Raw genomic sequence first — 2,392 nt, forward strand, 5'->3', positions numbered from 1 at the left:
GCTTTCCAATCAAGCTCACCTGAGATACATTTTTTGACCAAATCAATGGCCGCATCTTGCAAGTCATCAGCAGCAACGGTCGCATCAACCAAGCCTAGTTTTAGGGCATCAAGTGGTTTTTTTGGTGTACCCGTCGCAATCAGCTCAAGCGCATTATCGATACCGATGACACGCGTACTACGAACCGTACCACCAAAACCTGGGAAGATACCCAGTTGGGTTTCTGGTAGACCGATGATGGCTTTGTCACTCATGACACGGTATTCACAAACCAAGGTCATCTCACAACCACCGCCAAGTGCCGCGCCATTGATAGCCGCTACTTTCGGAAACGGCAGGTCTTCAAAGCGGTTAAAGGCGTCATTGATACCTACGACCCAATCTTTAATCTCGCTTTCTGGCTTTTTAAAAGAGCCAACGAATTCTGTGATATCAGCACCAGCGATAAAGACGCCTTTGCCTGACGTCACGATTAAACCTTTGACGTTATCGGCTTTTTCTAACGCAGTAACCGCTTCACCAAATTGCTTGTTGGTCTCAGCATCAAACTTGTTCACGCTCTCATTTTCGGCGTTGTACTGCATGTTGGCGATGCCATCCTCTAGCATTGTCACCGTGATGCGATTTCCTTGGTATACCATTTGGAACTCCTTGCTATATAACGAAAGCTAGTTTTAAAATTAAAAGTTTTAAAATTAAAGGTCATAGCCAGTTATTGTTAGTAAAACGAGTAATAACACTGCCAATATACTGTGTTATAAAGTCAGTATAGAGTAAGCAGTGAAGATGTCTTTATTATCCAGCGCTCATGGTTATATATTCATTTTTTATGCTTAATGTTACCGCGTTAGCACAAGTGAATACGGCGCTTCATTTATATATATTGTGACCAGTACTGATATTGAACATACTGACATTAAAAATATGGACTGAGAGTTGAGCAAATTTTTCGCTGAAATAAGCACGCAAACCTCCAACCCTGAATCATCAGATCATTTTTACGCCAATTAGTGTAGGGGATTATGCCCCTAACTGTCACAAGCTAATACCATACTCACAAGTCACTCTTAAATTAGCAGCAGCCCTTTACCTGACTAGTAATGTGCTTTAAGTGACGGTTTGTATACTGAAATTGTATACTAAAAATTCGTCTTTTAAAGATTATAATGACAGATGCTTATCATCACACGCCGTCACACGCTTAACGTGATTCTTTATCAAAACATATCCACTGACTAAGTTAAATCACCAATACGTAACGAGGGCTTGTTGCATTATTTCGGTGTGCTTAATAGAATTTTTAACAGTAAGCTGCAAAAATATGGCATTGATGATGCTCACCCCATAAGCTATATAATCTATCATGCTACACTAGCGATATTTTTATTATTCACCTGATAAATGGTTGGGTTATGACTGTTTCTTCTACGCCAAGCTTTATACCTGAAAGCCTTATGCCTTCAAGACTTGTATCTTTTACTAGCTTTAATAACAACACCGAGCAATTTCATAGCGCCGTGCGCGCGCAACTGTCGCAAGATATCGACGTGCTGTTTGCGTATGCCAACCTGCCAAGCCCGTTGATTGATGCCTGTCGTTATGTGATGACCGGTCAAGGTAAATTGGTGCGTCCACTATTGGTCGCCAGCGCCTTTGATAGTGTTAATCAAAGCAATGCTAATGCCAATGAAAATACAGATAAAAGCACTGACAATAAAAACAGTATGGCTAACGCTGATGGTTTGGAAGCTCTATTAGAAAACGACTCCGATTATGATATGGCGCGCCGTGCGGCATTGGCGGTGGAGCTGCTGCATACCTATTCATTAGTACATGACGACTTGCCCTGTATGGACGATGATGACTTGCGCCGTGGTCAGCCAACGGCGCATATCGTCTTTGAAGAATCAACCGCCCTACTCGCTGGCGACGTATTGCAAACATTAGCCTTTGAAGTATTGACCGCAGAGCTGCCCACTTTTGCACCCTTTGATTCAGCCATCTCAAGCCAGCTTATCGCAATATTTGCACCACGTGCACGGCGTATGGTTTCTGGTCAAATGCTTGACCTGAATGCTGAGGCTAGTGCTAATATTTCACAAGGCGATCTAGAAGCTATTCACCGTGATAAAACCGGCGCATTGATTGAAGCCGCTATGCTTATGGGCGGCATCTGTGCTGGTGCGACCGCTCCACAGCGTATGGCATTGCAAGAGTGCGCGCAGCATATTGGTCTCGCCTTTCAAGTACAAGACGATATCTTAGATGTGACGACTAGCACCGATACCCTTGGCAAACCTGCTGGCAGCGATGAAAAATTAGACAAATCTACCTATGTGAAATTGATGGGTGTCGAAGACGCGACCAGCTATGCGCAATCGCTATTTAATGA

2 protein-coding genes are annotated in these 2,392 nt (G+C 43.3%); one reads left to right on the top strand and one right to left on the bottom strand.

Going from position 1 to position 2,392, the window contains the following annotated elements; genetic code table 11:
• The coding region (locus I3257_RS14020) for an enoyl-CoA hydratase-related protein (protein WP_238050157.1) at window positions 1-641 on the bottom strand (641 nt) is incomplete at its 3' end.
• A 771-nt stretch (window positions 642-1,412) separates the two neighbouring features.
• Between I3257_RS14020 and I3257_RS14025 the strand changes: the two genes are divergently transcribed.
• The coding region (locus I3257_RS14025; RefSeq protein WP_238050158.1) for a polyprenyl synthetase family protein at window positions 1,413-2,392 on the top strand (980 nt) is incomplete at its 3' end.

The sequence above is a fragment of the Psychrobacter sp. Ps7 genome, assembly GCF_022129225.1.
GTDB lineage: Bacteria > Pseudomonadota > Gammaproteobacteria > Pseudomonadales > Moraxellaceae > Psychrobacter > Psychrobacter immobilis_A.